This is a genomic window from Leptospira paudalimensis, from assembly GCF_026151345.1.
Lineage (GTDB): Bacteria > Spirochaetota > Leptospiria > Leptospirales > Leptospiraceae > Leptospira_A > Leptospira_A paudalimensis.
The window spans coordinates 1,488,217-1,505,408 of record NZ_JAMQPR010000001.1 but is presented as its reverse complement, the minus strand read 5'-3'; the positions used below and the strand labels follow the sequence as shown (position 1 = coordinate 1,505,408).

Below are 17,192 nucleotides of genomic sequence, written 5' to 3'. Positions count from 1 at the left end.
ATAGTTATAAAATTAATGTCAACTATTCCGCATAACATTAATGAATTCTTTAAAATATTTTCAACTAACAACAATTGTTTGTTTTTTCTTTTCAACAATCAGTATCTCATTAAACGCAGCTGAGCTTAGATTTCCAAATGGAGATGGCTTCTATGCTGAATTCGTATATGAAGATGAACGAATGCTCGTTGTCCGTTTCAAAGATAAAGAATACAAAATTCCCAAGAAAGAACTCGAGTATTATGATTTATCTAACAAGGGACAACTGAATAATTCTTACAAAATTACAATTTTATCACTAAAAAATGGAAGTGTGATAAAAGGAACAATCGCAGAACGAAAAAAAGATGAAATCATAATCAAATCTGAGTTAGGGTTTTTGACAATAAGTAGGGACGAGATCAAGAACAGTAATTCAGAAACTGACGAACATCCAGAATTTCCAGTTGTTTATCTAGCAAATGATAAACTAGATAACTTAACAAGAGTTGGAGGAAGTTTTTCTTTTTTGCCATTACTTGCTCCACTTGGCACTCAAACACCTCCATTATATGGTGTTTCGCTTTTTACAGAACCTGCTTTCTTAAGATTTAAGAATACTTATCAGTTAGGATTCAAATATGAATATCTACAGTCCATAGGACCAGTTAAGGAAATTAGTATAAATTCAGGATATACTTACCTATACCAATCTAAGGTTTTCAATTCGAATCCACTTCTAGATTTTTATGGCATTGTTGGCTTAGGGATATCCGCAGTTAACTATAAGTATGATCAAAGTAACTCTAAAGTTGGGTCAAATCCTTCTGCTTATATTGAACTCGGTTGGCAAGGATTAAGATATGGGTCTTCGTTTTATCGATTTGGATGGAAGAATCAATGTTACTTCGAAATAGAAAAAACACATTGTGGCTCTGGTCTTGAAATTACTGGAGGAATGAATTTCTGATGAAACTTATTTTTATTATTTTAGTTCCAGCATTCTTCTTTATTTCAAATTGCTCAAACACCCTAACCGATGGTGGGAATGCTAATAATGCAAAAATTGAATGGCAAGTAGTTACAAATATTACCACAAATTCCGCAATTGTTAGTTGGAAATGTTCTGGTAAACTTCCAGGATTCCTAATCACTTCAGGACCAAATTACAGTAATTTGGATACTTCATTTCTAGAAAATGAGGTACACGCAGTCGCACTTTCAAATTTGATCACAGACACAGAGTATCGATTCGTTCCTTCTTGTGGCACTAAAGAAGGTGGATTAGGAATCCCTTCTACATTCAGGACTTTATCTGATAATGCTACAATATATCGAAGAGGCATTTGGATTCTAGGTGGCATAGGATCAGACAAAAATGCAGTAAGTGAAGTTGATTTTTTCGACCCTGTGGATAACAGATGGTATCCAGCAATTACAAATGTACCTACCCCAAGATTAAATGCTCAAATTGTCTCCTTTAAAAACAAAATCTATGTAATTGGAGGAATAGTTAAAAATGGTGCTTCCTATACAATGAGTAGAATAGTTGAAGCATATGATCCCATTGCTAATACTTGGAATCGAAATCTTTCAGATATTCCATCTACTCTTCAAGGCGGTGTAGCTGGTTCATTTGATGAAGAAATCGTTATACTAGGTGGAACTACAACCACTGATATGACGACTGGAACAATATTTAATACTATATATAAGTTTTATCCAAATCTAGGAACCAGTGGCACTTGGGTAAGCTTATTATCCAGCACCAATATTTTTCCAAGAATTGATATGGCTGGATGTACTTACAATGGGAGTTTAATTTTCACTGGTGGTAGATTTTATTCAGACGGATTAGCTTATGCAACGACAGATGCGTATTCACCTTCTCTAAATTCTACTTCAGGAAAAATTGAAGCTTCTATTTCACTTGCTCGACATGGTTCAGGATACGCTTGTTATCAACCAATTTCAAGTGATCCTTTCCCTACTGACACTCCTGCCATTTTTATAGCTGGAGGTTCTACAGGAACGAACATATCTCAGCCAGTAACTGCTGTTACTAATTCAAACCGATTTGAATATTCATTTCTAGGAACAGCCGCTAATTCATTCGTCACTGGTTCAAATATACCAGTAGCACTTTATTACCCTGCAATGGAAATCTCCTATGAAAAAAGGAAACTTTATCTCTTTGGAGGTGCTTCTGAGTTTAATTTACCTGTTGATCAGGTATATACATTAGATTTGGCTAATCCAGGTGGAAATCCATGGGTTTTAGATTCACTCAATATGCCTAGAAGTCGTTTTGGTCACAAAGCAGTAATTTTAAGTAGATAAAAGTGAAATCATGAAAAGAATTACTTATACAATCTTACTTTTACTATGTTTATCCTTAAGTGCAGAATCTATTTCTGAAGAAGATATATTCTTATTTAGATACTCTTTGAAAAATAAACAATTTGAAGAAGCCAATGATCTTCTCAGCAAATTCCAACTGGCAAAAATAGACCAAGCCAAATATGAACTTTTGGAAACGGAATATTGGATATCTAAAGGTGAAGACTTATACCAGCAGAAAAAATACAAATCATCCTTTGAATTTTACAATAAAGCCCATTCTCGATGGAGAACAAATCCACTTATAAAAGAAAGATATACTGAAATGTCTGGGAAAATACTTCATGATGAGGAAGAACAAAAAACACCGATTCCAACAATAATTCCAAGAAAAATACAGGAAAAAGAAAAGGAAATCATCTACGTTAATTCTAATGCCGATTCTTATTTTCTAATTAATAGCTTTCGAATCAGTGAAATTGAAGAACAAACGAAATTGATATATGCTTTGCTTGGATCAATTGCCACTCTCTTTCTGATTCAGGTCATAATAAACTTGATACTATTGATTAGAAAATGACCAAAGAAAAGAGGTAAAACTATTTACTTCAGATGAAACTTTCAAATCAAACTTTAGTCGATTTAACATAATAATTATATTAAACAACAAAATAAATTTCTAATTCGCCCAAACCTATTTCATTTATATTTATTATCCTAAATAATTGAATTCACCAAATCAATCCCACTTTTGAAATAACTTTAAATTTTTTTATAAATTTCAACTTACTAGGTAAAGGGAAATTATCATCAAATTAACAATTCTAAATTTTCTTTCACATTATTAAACTCAAAGAATATCCCATTATCAGCATAACAGATATATAAATTCTAACAAAAGCCAGGAATACTTCGAGACAATATCTTATAAGTTCAAATGAAATGATTTCTATCCTTATATATCTATGACAAAAAAAATTTATTACCGAATGGCTTGTTAGAATGGCAGAAGAGTGTCGCTTTACATTAAGTATGAAAGTATATTAACTTTTAGTCCAAGCGTAAAGAATTACATAAAAATAATAACAATCAACATGTAAAAAAGAGCCAATAGTCTAACTATTTAGACTATTATCAATTATTTCCTTTGCTGTATAAATCAAATCAATTTTAAGTTCACTTTTATTCTTTATTTTCCCAAATTTAAATTTATATTGAACAGAATCTTTTTCATCAATCCTATAGACGTAAACAACTCCACCGATCACATAAGTCTTTGTAATAGATAGTTTTTTCCTTTATAATTTTCCGAATAGATTTCCAACATATACCTTTTTTAGAATTTTATTTCTTAAATTAATCTTCATAAACTAACAGACGTCAAAGCTTATCCAAAGAATTCAAAAAAGTGACTCTTGATGTTTTTCGAAAAAAATAGTAACAAAGATTTTAGTGGATTAAAAATTGGTTTATTTTTTGTAAACCTATTATGTCCTACTTGACAATTATACCCAGTATAATATATTTATGGGTGTAAATCCTCCAGAACCGCATCCCGTCTCAAAGTTGGCGATTCCGAAGGCTTTCGTTAAATCCTAATTCTGGCTCATTTTGAACAGTGAGTTAGAATTAGGTTGATTATTTGAATCGCAAGTGTGACTATTTTCGTAGCGACTTCCACTACACGACCAAAATTCTCATTTTGAAAATTCTTTTTCGGTAATCGACCCATTCTCGCACCTCCTTAAAAATTGTTGGATATAAGACATAATGGGATACAACTAAATGCTCAACATCCATTTTTTAGAGGTAATAGGTGGGTTTTTCCAACTTTTTATAAAAAAATTAATTTTAGTCAAAAAAAAAGATCAGGGAAAAGATCAGGCATACTTTTTTTGAAAATACTTATGTTTACAAATATCACAAAAGTTATGATCTACTTCTTTGATGTAATAAGTTAACTCAACTTCATTAAAAAATATATTTTTAAGATTCTTCTTTGAGTAGTCAGGGAAAGAATTTAAACCACAAAAAGAACGTAGCCTCCCCTCCTCTATAAGATTGTAAAGATGGTAATGGCTCTTATACGGGAGTAAATGAATTTCCATTATCTCGAATAAAAAAACTAGTGTATTCTTTGTTATAATTAATTGAATCTATAGATTCCAAAAATCCTATATCAACTCGATCAAATTTTCCAAATAAACTCTTGTTAGCTTCTATGCATTCAAGAATTAATCCAGGATTAAATAGAATTATATGTAATTCATCTTTATAAGCTTTAGAAAAGATCAACTTTACAATTGCCATTCCTTGACTTGATTTTTCTATGTTACCATAAAATTCAGCTATATCCATTTTTCTTCTTATGATTCATCATAGATGGTAACTGCCCTTGTTTTCTAATTACTTTATATACTGTAACTTTTCAATGAGTACTAGTAATTCATTGTCTGTAATTGGATTACGAGCTTCCTCAAATTTAACTGGGGATTGAAGCAGATTTTTTGTTCTAGTAAAATGCCCAATATAATTTTTATCATCGTCTCTTTTGAAAATGTCAAAATCGAATTTCCCAGACCCTAAATTATAAATATAATAGTCTTTATCATCTTTTGGCAATTCCTTCAAAATTGAATTTTCTACACTTAACTTAGTTTGTAAGTTAACTATATATAAATCATTACTTAACTTAAGAAAAATTTCCCCAAAAAGAGGATACCCCTTTTCTAAAAATCTAATAAAGTTTTTATCTTTATTATAAGATACCAAATCACCTACGCTAAGTGAAACATTAGATAAGGCAGGTCGCAAATCGCCGATTCCTTGATTATACTTTTTAACTTGATTAATCAAATTTTTAAGTATTACATTGGAATTTTGAGTTAAATTCTCAATTCTTTCTTTTAAAATTGAGTTTTCCCTTTGATAAAATCCAACTTTTGAATCTAAATTTGCTCTTTCACTAAAATTATCAATTAATGAAATAAAGTAATCCCTCCCTCTTTGAGACAATCTGTAAATTACATCTCCTAGTTTATGAAAAACATTAGGAATTATTATCATAATGAAAACGGGAATCCAAAATTTGAAACTATCTGCATTAAAACTACTTACAAATATCTCAATGGCATCAATCTTATCTTCTGTAAATTCTTCGCCTAGACCAATTATAAGCTTAGCTATATCCTCGAAGTTATAGAACAAGAACGAGAAAATGAAAGTACCAATATATGGATGATTCAATCTATCACTTAGAAAACCAAATAACACTTTTTTCGGTTCTTCTGTTTCTACAGTTTTATTAGGCTCATTTTGTTTGCTCATTCAAAACCTCTCTGGACTTAAAAAAGCGAGGGGTTCAATCCTCGCTCTCTATCAGCTAACTCGGAGTTAATTCTGTCTAGTTATTATTATAGTATACTCCAAGCTGGTTCTCTAAAGTTTCCGCTTCAGATTTTCGAACCTTCTTTTCAAGTTTGAAAACCATACTCGGATAATTCTTCGAAAAGGAAGTAACGAGGAAAGGGATGGAATCAATGAAGATTTCCTGTCTTTTTTCAAGGAAAACCTCTCCGAAGTATACAGTCTGATTTTTGTCAGTGATTCCGACATTGAGCTTATGACAATATCCTCCTAGTAGGCTCTCAGCCTTGGCAGTTTCAAGACCTAAGTCAATCAGGAGAGACGGGTTAGTCTTGACCCTTGTCCAGCCATACTTCTGTGCTTTCGCTTCGAATACTTTTGACAATGGAGCGAAGTCATACCCTTCACGATAAACAAAATCATAGGTCTGATTGACTCTGAAGTCCTCCACTCCATAGGAGGAAATCTCAGTTTTGACAGTAGTTTGGCAGTTCAAGAAGAGGAGGAAAAGGAAAAGTGTAAGAATTTTTTGGCTCATATAAGTAACATCTGTAAGTGTACCACCTAGCTAATTGCAGCTTTTTTGGTCCTTATCAAATGTTTACCTATTTAATTATAGTTGACCCACATTCTGAATTTAAGTTTTGATCGTTATTATGTCCCAACCAGAAACCCGAAAAAGACAGATTCCCCAGGTTGCTACAGGGGAGCGGACAAAAAACCTCAAAAACCCAAGCCGAACCTCACCTTTCCCCACAAAACCCCCTTCAACCACCTCCTCAAATAACCTCTTAGACCACCCTACCTTTTCCAAACTCTTCCAACTCAGAACCCTCACTATCTTACAAACTCTTTACCCCAAGTCTTGCAAATGTGATTACCCTAACTTACTTTTCCTCCACGTAAAAAACAGACCTACAGTTGGAAGATGTTCAAACTGTCATTATCAAGTATCCATAACAGCTAAGACTCCATTCCAGAACTACAAATCCAATCTTGCATATATAAGCTTCATCATCTGGGATATGATCAATCAATATCCGAAGGTAATGACTTCTAAGGAGATAAGTAGAAAACTTAATCTATCTGTAAAATCTAGTTTCTATTTGAAGAAAAGAATCCAAGTGATCTTCTCACAGCTCAATGAATCACTGAGAGAGAAACTATTCAAAGAGTTAGAGAATCCTGAATTTGCTAAGGATAAAATTGCAGTAGCAGACTCAGTTATACTTTACTCAAGCTCTGTTCGCAGTAATAAATATAGGTCTAGAAGATACAAGGGAGGATCGGGTTCTATCTACTTAAGTAACTCAATTGGAGGGGAACAGAAAGGAATCTTATGTCATACAACGGGTGTTAACGGAGGTATGACCTTCTACAAATCAATACCTCTGAACAACCAACACTTCCTAGAGAAAGACTTAGATGAGAAGTTTCCAAAGAATGTGACCCTGTATACAGATGAAGGCTATACATGGGTATGGGACAGACCCAACCACAAAATGGTCAACCATTCTCGCAAGAGTAATGACCCAAGATACAACATGTCTAAAGAACGATGGGTCACTAAGGACGGTGTCTCTTCCAATGGAGCTGAGGCTCGGAACAACGTCTTGAAGCAATCCTTCAGGAGTTATGGATATATTACCCCTAAGTATTCACAGCTTTATCTAGAGGAGATTAGTTTTCTTGGGAACGTGAGATTTTCTTCTGAATTGAGAAATCTTCTAAGTTTTGGGGAAATTGATGTGTGGGGTAAGGTGATTACCACTGCTCGAAGGGGGACTCGAACCCCCACACCTTGCGGCACTACCACCTCAAAGTAGCGTGTCTACCAATTCCACCATCCGAGCGGGTGTGTATGTGGACAGGTTAGGAAAACGGGTTCTTTCGTCAAGGAGATGAATTTTCTCTTGTCACTTGCCCTTAGTTCTCAGTAGGTTGTAGGGGTCATCAGTATGCAAGTTTCCGATTTAACCTTTCGCTTTAAACTACTCTTTCTTGGCTTTCTTTCGCCCATCTTTCTTTGTTTGGGTTTGTTACTTTCAAGCCCATATTGGTTAGGAACAAATGATCCATACCAAAAATCAGACGTAGCCGTATTGGAACTCACAGACGTTTTGCCGAACAGAAAACAATTAAAGGCACTCACAAACTTGTATTCCAAGTCAGATTTCAAAAAACTAATCCTTGTTAGTAAAGAAGACAAATCACAAAACCAATTGGTCGGACCTTTTGAAATAGACCAAAAAGTGAAAGAATTCCTTATTTCAAACGGTATCCCAAGTTCTCAAATCATGACTCTTGTTATCCCGGCTTCCAAAATGGGTGACACAGACGAGGCATCCAAAAACCTATTAAAATTAGCTGTTTCTGACAATTTAGGGTCAATATTACTCCTAACACGAGAGTTTGAAAAACGTCGTGTTTTGAATATTTACAAAAAAACATTAACCAGTTTGCCCGTAAAAGTCACAGCGTATAGTTTTCCATCTGAAATTTCGGGTTCGAATTGGTTTTTATCAGAATCAGGTACGAAAGAAGTTTCCGTAGAATTCGTACGTTATATCTATTCTTACATCAGAGGTATCCTTTAACATGGATGAAATAAAAGATTCAAACGAACTCATCGAACAAAGAATTCAAAAGATAAATGATTTAAAATCAAAAGGAATCAATCCTTACCCACTTCGTTTTTTTCCAAATTCAGATTCCAAAACATTATTATCTAGTTTTGATCCTAGCCAATCTGAGAAAAAATCTTTCAAACTCGGTGGACGTCTGCATGCAAAACGTGTTATGGGGAAAGCAAGTTTTGCCCATTTAAAAGATGCAGAAGGTCTCATCCAATTGTATGCTACTCGGGATGACCTAGGCGAAGAAAATTATTCATTATTTAAGTCTTTAGACTTAGGTGATTGGATTGGCATTGAAGGTTGGTTATTCCAAACACAAAAAGGAGAAACCACCCTTCACTTAACAAATGTTCAATTGCTAGCAAAATGTATACGACCACTTCCCGTTGTAAAAGAAAAAGACGGTGTAGTGTATGATGCTTTTTCCGACGTAGAACAACGATATAGAATGCGTTATGTGGACCTTGTCGTTAACGAAAACGTTCGCGAAACATTCAAAATGCGCTCCCGCATCATCTCAGAAATTCGTAAGTTTTTAACAAATGAAGGATTTTTAGAAGTAGAAACTCCTATGATGCAACCGATTGCGGGAGGTGCGGCAGCAAGACCGTTTGTCACCCACCACAATACTCTTGATATGGAACTTTTCCTTCGAATTGCACCAGAACTTTATTTAAAACGACTCATTGTGGGTGGAATGGACCGAGTGTTTGAACTCAACCGTAACTTTCGTAACGAAGGGATCTCCACAAAACACAATCCAGAATTTACCATGATGGAAGCGTATATGGCATTTGGTGATATGGAAACTATGTTATCCCTTACCGAAAGGATGATCGTTTCCGTCGCACAATCCATTGGAAAAGGTTTAAAATTTGCTTATGGCAAAGACCAGATTGACCTCACTCCTCCTTGGAAACGAGTCAAATACATTGATATCATTAAAGATTATTCGGGAATTGATTTTAGCCAAATCTCCGATGTAAAAGAAGCCATTGAAAAAGCAAAATCGAAAGGAGTTGATTCTTCTGATTCAGTATCGATTTGGAAAGTATGTGATGATGTGTTTAGTTCACTTGTAGAACCTCACCTCATCCAACCTATCTTTATCACTGACTTTCCAAAAGAACTCTCACCTCTTGCAAAATCAAGAGAAGATGATCCTAAGTATGTGGAAAGATTTGAACCATATGTGGCTGGAAGAGAGATTGGGAACGCCTTTACTGAGTTAAACGATCCTTTCGACCAAAGGGAACGTTTTGAAGAACAAGTAAAACAAAGGGAAGCCGGAGATGACGAAGCCTTTATGATGGATGATGATTATATCCGTGCCCTCGAATATGGTCTTCCGCCAACTGGTGGGCTTGGGATTGGAATTGATCGATTGGTCATGTTACTCACTGATTCACATTCCATTCGGGATACAATTTTATTTCCACTGATGCGCCCAGAGTAGAATCCTCAGACATCTTCACTAGGGATAAAAAAACCTCTCCTAAACACTTAAGTTTTGGAGAGGTTTTTTATTGAAAGAGAGGTTTCTAAAACCTTACGGTATTAAAAATTGCCTGATTGATTCTTAACGTTTGTTAATATTGAGTTTTGGTTCCGATTCAATCACACGGATGAGTTTAGAGAGATTGGATTGGAATTTTGCCGTTTGGTCTCCATTCAATTGGTAATTGATGGTTTCCTTTCGATTTGTGTAACTGATGGTAATGTTTTGGTTTTCACCAATTTTTGGTAACATGTCTTGTGTGAGTGCCGAAGTGACAATGATGGTATCAGAATAATCAGTATTGGTCTTTTTTAAATTGTACCAAGTTTCTCCCAACTTTAATGATACACCAATGGGGATATCCACATCAAAGGTTCCAATTTCGTACAAAAGAAAATAATTGATTGCCCCAGTGCCATTATCTCGTTCTGCCTTAAAGTACACACAAGGGCGTTTTCCTGAGAATAACCATAGGTATTTTTGCATACAAATGTCTTTGGAAATCGCGGTTTGTTGCTCCAAGGTCGGTTCTGGGGTGACGACGAAGGCCTTACTCCCGGAACAGGAAACGAGGACCAAAAAAAGGAGGAAAATCGAGGAAATTCGGGTGAGTGAGAAGATTCTTTCCATGATACACCCAACCTTTTTCGAGATGCAAGGTTTGGCAAAGGAAAAAATCCTGTTCCTATGGTATCTTATCCCAAAGGAAAAATAAAAGTCCTACTTCTGGAAAACATCCACAAGGATGCATATGAACTTTTCCACCGAGATGGTTTTGATGTAACTCTCATCAAAGATGCGATGGAAGAAGACGAACTCATCCAAAAAATCTCTGATGTCCATATCCTTGGTATTCGAAGCAAAACAAACGTCACAAAAAAAGCATTAGAGAATGCGAAAAAATTAATGACGATCGGTTGTTTTTGTATCGGAACCAACCAAGTGGAATTGGAAGAAGCAGAAAAAAGAGCAGTTCCTGTATTTAATGCTCCATACAGTAACACAAGGTCAGTGGCAGAACTTGTTATCGCTGAAATCATCATGCTTGCAAGAAAAGCGTCTGACCAATCAAGGGATGTCCACCTTGGCAAATGGAATAAAATCGCAAAAGGTTGTTTTGAAGTGAGAGGGAAAACTCTCGGTATCATTGGCTATGGTCATATCGGAACCCAAGTATCGGTCCTTGCTGAATCCATGGGAATGCGAGTGGTATTTTATGATATCATCTCCAAACTCCCACTTGGTAATGCAACTGCCGCACATAGTTATGAAGAACTTCTGAAACAATCTGATTTCATTTCTTTCCATGTTCCCGAAACAGAAGATACCAAAAACCTATTCCGTAAGGAACACTTACCTCTCCTCAAAAATGGGGCTTATGTTTTAAACTTATCTCGTGGAAAGGTTCTCGAAATTGATGCACTTGTAGAAGGAATCAAATCGGGAAAAATTGCAGGAGCTGGTGTTGACGTATTCCCAGAAGAACCAAAATCAAATGATGATCCATTCGTAAGTCCACTCCAAGGACTTCCCAATGTGATTCTCACTCCGCACATTGGTGGTTCTACAGAAGAAGCGCAAAAAAACATTGGAACGGAAGTTGCCGAAAAATTATTAAAATTCATGAATAATGGTTCCACCACTTTTTCTGTGAACTTTCCAAACATTGAGTTGGGGAATTTAAAATCTGGTTACCACAGAATTCTGAATATCCACCAAAACCAACCAGGTTTCCTAAGGGACATTAACTCCATTATCTCCGATATGGGAGGAAATATCCTGACTCAAAACTTAAGCACCTCCGCAAACATTGGTTACTTGAGTATGGAAATCGATAAAAATTTGGGTGATGAACTAAAAGACAAAATCAAAGCACACAAACATTCGATACGCACTCGAATCCTTTACTAAACCAAAGGGAAGGATGAAATCAAAATGATTGAAATCCTTCCCATCTTTACGAACTCTCCCCTTTGCAACTTCACATATCTCATTTATTCCAACCGAACTGGTGAAGCATACTCTGTAGATCCCTATCATGCTCCACTCATCTTGGCACAGATTAAAAAAATGGGTCTAAAACTAAAAGGAATTTTGAATACACATGAACATGGTGATCATACAGAAGGAAATTTAGAATTAAAAGAAGAAACCAAATGTCTCATCTATGGGCACAAAAATGCCAAAGGAAAAATCCCTGGACTCGACGAAACATTAGCAGAAGGACAAATTTGTTTTTCAGTGGAAGGGGAATCCATTGAAGTTTGGGACACTCCCGGTCATACATTTTCTCATTTAAGTTTTGTACATAAAAATCCTAAAATCATACTTGGAATTTTTTCAGGTGATACATTATTCAATGTAGGTGTGGGCAATTGTTTCCGTGGTGGAGATCCAAATGCCTTGTATGAAACCATAAACAACCGTTATGCCAATTTACCTGACTCATGTCGTTTGTATCCAGGCCATGATTATTGGGAGAATAATCTGGCCTTTTCTAAACATATTGAACCCATTCACGAAGAGAGAGAATTGTTCCAAAAAACACTTACTCCTCATATGGTCTCAACCATCGGACTTGAAAAAAAATTAAGCCCATTCTTTCGACGTGATTCAAAATCCATAAAGGACCGACTAACAGAAATGGGAGAAACGGTCACAGATGATCGTTCTGTATTCTTACTCTTACGGAAACTGAGAGACCATTGGTAAAATTTTCATTTTACAAAAGGGAATCGACATTTTACTTTTAGTCAAATGACAATTCTTATCATCTGCCTCCTCGTTTCCATATTTCAAATTTATTTAGCTAAAGCTGTTGTTGCCGTTGCCATGTCCCGCGAAAGGAAAGGATATGACAACCACCATCCAAGGTTACAACAATCAAAACTCACTGGATGGGGTGGACGAGCTTATGGTGCACACCAAAATGGATTCGAAGCATTCCCAATATTTGCGATTGCCATCCTTCTCAATTTAATCGTTGAAGTAGATTTTTATTTCGCTGAAATCCTCGCACTCAGTTTTGTTTCCTTACGTTTTTTATACATTTACCTTTACGTTGCTGATTTTTCTTTTGCACGTTCTACCACATGGACACTTGCATTTCTTTGTAATATTGGATTGTATATCTTACCATTAGTGTATTAAGTTACTCTCATAAACCATTGAAACGAATTTCCATATTATTTCTACTTACGTTGGTATTTGGGTTTGGTTATGTACTTTTTTCTGAATCGTATGAAGCAGAAACGAGTGGTAAAAACCGAATCACCGATTTTCAAAAAGCAAAACGTGTTTTAAAACGGTTTTATGCAAAAGTGGGAAAGGATTTTTATTGTGGATGTGAGTTCGAAAAAGATGAAGAGGAACTCGGACGTTTTAGAATCAAACAAGATTCTTGTGGATTACAAGCAAGGAAAGATTCCAAACGACAATCCTACATCGAATGGGAACACATTGTTCCTGCTTATAGTTTTGGAAAAACAAGAGAGTGTTGGACCAAATCCAATTGTGAAGTTGGTGGAAAACTTTTAAAAGGAAGGAAGTGTTGTGGTGCAACAGATCCTGAATTTAATCTCATCGAAGCCGACCTCCACAACATCGTTCCCGTACCTGGCGAAATTAACGCTGACCGAGGCATTTTTCCTTTTGGAGAAATGGATGGAGAACCCAGGGAGTATGGACTTTGTGATTTTGAAGTGAACTTTAAAGAATCCATTGCCGAACCAAAACCAGACATCAGAGGAGACATTGCCAGGATTTACTTTTATATGGAATGGCGGTACCAAATTCCCATCCCGGAGGGAAAACGTAAACTCTACCAAACCTGGCACGAGAATGACCCACCAGATACCTTTGAGATCCGCAAAAATGAGATCGTAGAAAGACTCCAGAAGGTAAAAAATCCCTTCGTCGAAGGAGAAACTCCTAATTGAACCACCGAGTGGAAGTTTTGGTTTCAGAAAGGATGTTAATTTTGCCAAATCAAAGATAGCTTCATTTACAGAATTCAGGTGCTTTGGAGTCTGGAACCATTATGAAAGAATATGACATTTTGGTGGTAGGAGCTGGTGCTGGAACCAAACTTGTGACCCCTCCTTCTCTCATTGGCAAACGAGTGGTTGTCTTTGAAAAAGAGACGCCAGGGGGAACTTGCCTCAATCGAGGATGTATCCCTTCCAAAATGATCATTTATCCTTCTGAGCTGATCAGACTCCGAAACGAAGGAGAACGATTTGGGATCAATTTCCCAAAACCAACAACGGTTCCAGTCGAATCCATATTCCAAAGAGTGAACCAAACCGTAAAAGCCGATTCCGATTCCATTCCAATTGCGTATGAAAAAAATCCCAATATAGATTACATCCCTAAAAAAGTTTGGTTTAAGTCATCTAAAGTTCTCACAGATGGAGAAAACGATTACACCGCAAAACACATATTCATTGTTACTGGCACAAGACCCAAAATCCCAAACATTCAAGGATTGGAAAATACTCCCTATTGGACTTCTAGAGAAGCACTCTCCCCTCCTAAATTTCCAAAATCTTTACTCATTATCGGAGCTGGTTTTATCTCACTCGAACTTGGTGCTGCTTACCAAGCATACGGGTGCCAAGTAACAGGGATCACTCGAGGGGAAATCCTCCGGCATGTCGATGGTGATGTCAAAACCGAGTTAAGTAAACACTTACCCTTTCCGATCCACACTGATTTTCAATTCGAATCGGTTTCTTACCAAAACCAAAAATTCAAAGTCAGTGGAAAAACGAAAGAGGGAAATTTTTCCCAGTTCGAAGCAGATGAACTCCTCGTTGCCACAGGTATCAAACCCAATACAGAGGAATTACACTTAGAAAATACAAACATACAAGTTAACGAAGAAGGTTTTATCCAGGTGGATGGTACCTTACAAACTGGTGAACCAGGTGTTTATGCTTTTGGCGATGTGATCGGAAAGTATTTTTTCCGGCACAGTGCTAACTTTGAAGGAGAATACCTCTTTGAACATTTATTTGGTAATAAAAAAGACCAACCAGTTGTCTACCCTCCCATCCCTGAAGCTATTTTTACAAACCCACAAATTGCAAGTGTGGGAAAAACAGAGGAATCATTGATAAAGGAAGGGATCCCGTATTACAAAGGAATCAATCCCTATTCTTCCAGTGCGACAGGCATGGCAAGATTATCTAATTTAGGTTTTGTAAAGGTTTTAGTTTCAAAGGAAACCGAACAAGTACTTGGTGCCCATATCATTGGAGAGGAAGCATCCAATCTCATCCACCAAATACTGATGGGAATGTTTTTAAATGCTAAACTCGAAGACTATTTAGGAATGGTTTATATCCATCCAGCCATTTCAGAAATTACAAGGAATGCATTTCGGAAAGTTCGCGAACAAAAAATGAAAGAGGGAAAATCATGAAAAAATTTTTATTCAATCGTTTTGATAAGGATACCCTTAAGAAAAAAGTTTTGTTGGATACAAGAGAAAGACGGGTCATATCATTTTATCGTTATGTTAAAATTGAAAATCCATTGGAATTTCGGAATTTACTCTATGATTCTTTTGAAGACTTAGGAATCCTAGGAAGAATTTATTTAGCAAACGAAGGAATTAATGCACAATTTTCAATTCCAATTGAGAATGTCGAAAAATTACGTTCCTTTGTCGATTCGGTTCCGGAACTTAACAATATATATTTTAATGATGCAGTGGAAGATAAAAAGGAAAGTTTTATCAAACTAGCAATCAAAGTCAGAAAAAAAATTGTCGCTGACGGATTAGATGACTCTCAATTTGATCCTTCCAATGTGGGAACCCATCTTTCACCTCTTGAATTTCATAATGCATTGGATGAAGAAGGAGTCATTGTTGTTGACCTCCGAAACAATTATGAATCAGAAGTGGGTCATTTCGAAAATGCAATTTTACCAGATGTCGGAACTTTCCGAGAAGAATTACCTTTGGTCGAAAAAATTCTAGAGAATGATAAAGATAAAAAAATCTTACTTTATTGTACTGGAGGAATCCGGTGTGAAAAAGCAAGTGCTTACTTAAAATACAAAGGTTTTGAAAAAGTCCATCAGTTACGTGGAGGAATCATCAATTATGCGAAAGTTGTCCAAGACAATGGATTACAATCAAAATTCAAAGGCAAAAACTTTGTGTTTGATGACAGATTGGGAGAAAGGATTACTGATGATGTTTTAACCGTTTGTTATACTTGTGGCAAACCATCTGACCGTCACACTAACTGTGCTAATATAGGATGCCATGTCCTCATTGTACAATGTGAATCTTGTTCTGAGTCTTTACTTGGTTGTTGTTCCGACGAATGCAAAAACATTGTATCTCTTCCCGAAGAGGAACAAAAAAGACTAAGACAAGAACAAAGAAAACAACAGAAATACCCAACCCATCACCTAACAAGAAAATTAGTAGGAAAATAAATGAATCCCTTTGCGATTGAATTAAACGGACTTGAGAAAACATACAAAAACGGAGTGAAAGCACTTCGATCGATCGATTTAAAAGTCGAAACAGGAGATTTTTTTGCCCTACTTGGACCCAATGGTGCAGGAAAGTCTACCACCATCGGAATCTTAAGTTCCTTGGTGAATAAAACCAATGGCAAAGTTAAAATCTTTGGAGTGGATATAGATGAAAATCCAAATCTTGCAAAAACATTCATCGGAATTGTCCCGCAAGAATTCAACTTTGGGATTTTTGAAGCTGTAGAACAGATCCTCATCAACCAAGCAGGTTTTTATGGGATGCCACTGAGAGAGGCCAAAGACAAAGTAAAGTACTATCTAGATAAACTCTCACTTTATGACAAACGTAAATCAGCCGCCGGTACATTAAGTGGTGGAATGAAACGTAGGTTGATGATTGCAAGAGCTCTCATTCATGATCCAAAATTACTAATATTGGATGAGCCAACAGCAGGTGTGGACATTGAAATTAGAAGGTCCATGTGGGATTTTTTAAAAGAACTCAACAAAGAAGGTAAAACAATCATCCTTACCACACATTACCTAGAAGAAGCAGAATCCCTTTGTAAAAATATAGCAATCATTGATAAGGGAGAAATTGTCGAAAATACATCGATGAAAAAACTCTTACAAAGATTGGACAAAGAAACCTTCATCATCGATTTAAAAAAATCTTTTAAAACAAAATCAAACTCTAAACGTTTCAACTGGCTTTGGTTAGATGACCATAGTCTAGAAGTTCAATTGGACAAAAAAACCTCAGTAAATGATTTATTTGCCGAACTGACAAAACATAAGATGGAAGTTTTAAGTTTGAGAAATAAATCAAATCGTTTAGAAGAATTGTTTTTATCACTTACAGGAAAAAACTAATC

At 35.9% G+C, this 17,192-nt stretch carries 16 protein-coding genes and 1 tRNA gene; 12 read left to right on the top strand and 5 right to left on the bottom strand.

Going from position 1 to position 17,192, the window contains the following annotated elements:
• The first annotated feature begins 40 nt into the window (after window positions 1–40).
• Genes ND855_RS07060 through ND855_RS07050 form a run of 3 tightly spaced genes read left to right on the top strand, consistent with a single transcriptional unit; the run spans window position 41 to window position 2,899 of the window.
• A complete protein-coding gene (locus ND855_RS07060) occupies window positions 41–949 on the top strand; it encodes an LA_3334 family protein (protein ID WP_265357753.1) in 909 nt (302 codons plus the stop codon).
• On the top strand, window positions 949–2,319 hold the full coding sequence (locus ND855_RS07055) for a kelch repeat-containing protein (RefSeq protein ID WP_265357752.1): 1,371 nt from the start codon (window positions 949–951) through the stop codon (window positions 2,317–2,319). Before ND855_RS07060 ends, ND855_RS07055 begins: the two co-directional genes overlap by 1 nt.
• A 10-nt stretch (window positions 2,320–2,329) precedes the next feature.
• Entirely contained in the window at window positions 2,330–2,899 is a 570-nt protein-coding gene (locus ND855_RS07050; RefSeq protein ID WP_265357751.1) for a hypothetical protein, read from the top strand.
• Between the two features lie 1,502 nt (window positions 2,900–4,401).
• Here the strand turns inward: ND855_RS07050 and ND855_RS07045 are convergent.
• From ND855_RS07045 to ND855_RS07030, 4 genes are all read right to left on the bottom strand, one after another.
• On the bottom strand, window positions 4,402–4,677 hold the full coding sequence (locus tag ND855_RS07045; protein ID WP_265357750.1) for a hypothetical protein: 276 nt from the start codon (window positions 4,675–4,677) through the stop codon (window positions 4,402–4,404).
• Between the two features lie 48 nt (window positions 4,678–4,725).
• Window positions 4,726–5,646 carry a hypothetical protein gene (locus tag ND855_RS07040; protein ID WP_265357749.1) on the bottom strand — a complete coding sequence of 307 codons (921 nt, stop codon included), beginning with the start codon at window positions 5,644–5,646 and terminating at the stop codon, window positions 4,726–4,728.
• Between the two features lie 76 nt (window positions 5,647–5,722).
• Window positions 5,723–6,223, bottom strand: a complete 501-nt coding sequence (locus ND855_RS07035) for a hypothetical protein (RefSeq protein WP_265357748.1) — start codon at window positions 6,221–6,223, stop codon at window positions 5,723–5,725.
• 1,233 nt (window positions 6,224–7,456) lie between these two features.
• A tRNA-Leu gene (locus tag ND855_RS07030) sits at window positions 7,457–7,538 on the bottom strand.
• 105 nt (window positions 7,539–7,643) lie between these two features.
• Here ND855_RS07030 and ND855_RS07025 point away from each other — a divergent pair.
• Window positions 7,644–8,282 carry a hypothetical protein gene (locus ND855_RS07025; protein ID WP_265357747.1) on the top strand — a complete coding sequence of 213 codons (639 nt, stop codon included), beginning with the start codon at window positions 7,644–7,646 and terminating at the stop codon, window positions 8,280–8,282.
• Window positions 8,283–8,292: 10 nt separating this feature from the next.
• Window positions 8,293–9,777, top strand: coding sequence for a lysine--tRNA ligase (gene lysS, locus ND855_RS07020; protein WP_265359356.1), 1,485 nt, complete (start codon window positions 8,293–8,295; stop codon window positions 9,775–9,777).
• Between the two features lie 123 nt (window positions 9,778–9,900).
• Here the strand turns inward: lysS and ND855_RS07015 are convergent, their stop codons facing one another.
• A complete protein-coding gene (locus ND855_RS07015; RefSeq protein WP_265357746.1) occupies window positions 9,901–10,305 on the bottom strand; it encodes a hypothetical protein in 405 nt (134 codons plus the stop codon).
• A gap of 201 nt (window positions 10,306–10,506) precedes the next feature.
• Here ND855_RS07015 and serA point away from each other — a divergent pair, with 201 nt between their 5' ends.
• The 7 genes from serA to ND855_RS06980 all read left to right on the top strand — a co-directional run bounded on the left by serA (window position 10,507) and on the right by ND855_RS06980 (window position 17,190).
• Window positions 10,507–11,730 carry a phosphoglycerate dehydrogenase gene (gene serA, locus ND855_RS07010; protein WP_265357745.1) on the top strand — a complete coding sequence of 408 codons (1,224 nt, stop codon included), beginning with the start codon at window positions 10,507–10,509 and terminating at the stop codon, window positions 11,728–11,730.
• Window positions 11,731–11,754: 24 nt separating this feature from the next.
• Window positions 11,755–12,531 (top strand): MBL fold metallo-hydrolase, encoded by a 777-nt coding sequence (locus ND855_RS07005; RefSeq protein WP_265357744.1) that lies wholly within the window; start codon window positions 11,755–11,757, stop codon window positions 12,529–12,531.
• Between the two features lie 45 nt (window positions 12,532–12,576).
• On the top strand, window positions 12,577–12,969 hold the full coding sequence (locus ND855_RS07000; protein ID WP_265357743.1) for an MAPEG family protein: 393 nt from the start codon (window positions 12,577–12,579) through the stop codon (window positions 12,967–12,969).
• A gap of 17 nt (window positions 12,970–12,986) precedes the next feature.
• Window positions 12,987–13,757 (top strand): endonuclease, encoded by a 771-nt coding sequence (locus ND855_RS06995; RefSeq protein ID WP_407658702.1) that lies wholly within the window; start codon window positions 12,987–12,989, stop codon window positions 13,755–13,757.
• Window positions 13,758–13,858: 101 nt separating this feature from the next.
• Window positions 13,859–15,244 (top strand): dihydrolipoyl dehydrogenase, encoded by a 1,386-nt coding sequence (locus ND855_RS06990; RefSeq protein ID WP_265357742.1) that lies wholly within the window; start codon window positions 13,859–13,861, stop codon window positions 15,242–15,244.
• A complete protein-coding gene (gene trhO / locus ND855_RS06985; protein ID WP_265357741.1) occupies window positions 15,241–16,272 on the top strand; it encodes an oxygen-dependent tRNA uridine(34) hydroxylase TrhO in 1,032 nt (343 codons plus the stop codon). Before ND855_RS06990 ends, trhO begins: the two co-directional genes overlap by 4 nt.
• Window positions 16,273–17,190: an ABC transporter ATP-binding protein gene (locus ND855_RS06980; RefSeq protein ID WP_265357740.1), complete on the top strand. Its 918-nt coding sequence runs from the start codon at window positions 16,273–16,275 to the stop codon at window positions 17,188–17,190.
• Window positions 17,191–17,192: the final 2 nt, after the last annotated feature.

Bases quoted from the DNA above. Each gene is read 5' to 3' on its own strand.
- ND855_RS07060 (WP_265357753.1), top strand. From the start codon at position 41: ATGAATTCTTTAAAATATTTTCAACTAACAACAATTGTTTGTTTTTTC.
- ND855_RS07055 (WP_265357752.1), top strand. From the start codon at position 949: ATGAAACTTATTTTTATTATTTTAGTTCCAGCATTCTTCTTTATTTCA.
- ND855_RS07050 (WP_265357751.1), top strand. From the start codon at position 2,330: ATGAAAAGAATTACTTATACAATCTTACTTTTACTATGTTTATCCTTA.
- ND855_RS07045 (WP_265357750.1), bottom strand. From the start codon at position 4,677: ATGGATATAGCTGAATTTTATGGTAACATAGAAAAATCAAGTCAAGGA.
- ND855_RS07040 (WP_265357749.1), bottom strand. From the start codon at position 5,646: ATGAGCAAACAAAATGAGCCTAATAAAACTGTAGAAACAGAAGAACCG.
- ND855_RS07035 (WP_265357748.1), bottom strand. From the start codon at position 6,223: ATGAGCCAAAAAATTCTTACACTTTTCCTTTTCCTCCTCTTCTTGAAC.
- ND855_RS07025 (WP_265357747.1), top strand. From the start codon at position 7,644: ATGCAAGTTTCCGATTTAACCTTTCGCTTTAAACTACTCTTTCTTGGC.
- ND855_RS07015 (WP_265357746.1), bottom strand. From the start codon at position 10,305: ATGCAAAAATACCTATGGTTATTCTCAGGAAAACGCCCTTGTGTGTAC.
- serA (WP_265357745.1), top strand. From the start codon at position 10,507: ATGGTATCTTATCCCAAAGGAAAAATAAAAGTCCTACTTCTGGAAAAC.
- ND855_RS07005 (WP_265357744.1), top strand. From the start codon at position 11,755: ATGATTGAAATCCTTCCCATCTTTACGAACTCTCCCCTTTGCAACTTC.
- ND855_RS07000 (WP_265357743.1), top strand. From the start codon at position 12,577: ATGACAATTCTTATCATCTGCCTCCTCGTTTCCATATTTCAAATTTAT.
- ND855_RS06990 (WP_265357742.1), top strand. From the start codon at position 13,859: ATGAAAGAATATGACATTTTGGTGGTAGGAGCTGGTGCTGGAACCAAA.
- trhO (WP_265357741.1), top strand. From the start codon at position 15,241: ATGAAAAAATTTTTATTCAATCGTTTTGATAAGGATACCCTTAAGAAA.
- ND855_RS06980 (WP_265357740.1), top strand. From the start codon at position 16,273: ATGAATCCCTTTGCGATTGAATTAAACGGACTTGAGAAAACATACAAA.